Source organism: Actinocorallia lasiicapitis (assembly GCF_054778695.1).
In genome coordinates this window covers 1-530 of record NZ_BAAGZI010000931.1, presented here as the reverse complement: position 1 = coordinate 530, position 530 = coordinate 1, and the positions used below count along the sequence as shown (strand labels likewise).

General features: G+C 76.6%; 1 pseudogene. It reads left to right on the top strand.

The annotated features are described in order from the left end of the window. Positions 1-530, top strand: a pseudogene (locus ACYVE7_RS35560) (magnesium chelatase); the annotation flags it as partial.

Sequence of the window (530 nt, the reverse complement as noted above, 5' to 3'; positions counted from 1 at the left end):
CCGCGGTGTGCGCGGGATTCGAGGTCGACGGGCTCCGGGCCGACCTCGTCACCGCGCGGACCGCGATGGCGCTCGCCGCCTGGCACGGCCGCCTCTCGGTGACACGCGACGGCGTCCGGCGGGCCGCGCTGCTGCCGCTTCCGCACCGCCGCCGCCGCGACCCCTTCGACACGCCGGGCCTCGACGAAGCGCTGCTCGACGCGCTGCTGGACGGCCACGACTTCACCCCGGACGACGACGACCGTACCGAGGGCGAGACGCACGGCGACGGGAGCACCGATCCGTCGGGCGAAGGGCCTGAAGGCGAGGCACGCGGAGACGAGGTCGGCGACGGGTCTGGGCGCGGGGACGAGCGCGCCGACCAGGCGGGCGGTGCGGGGCGTGAGGAGGGTGCGCCCGCCGGTGACGATCAGGCGCGCTCGGCAGACGACGGCGAGCATCCGGCGCCCGGCGAACAGCAGGGCGTCGTACACGGGGTCGGCCAGGTGTTCCGGCCGAGGCTGTTCACCGTGGACGGCCTGGGCGAGGGC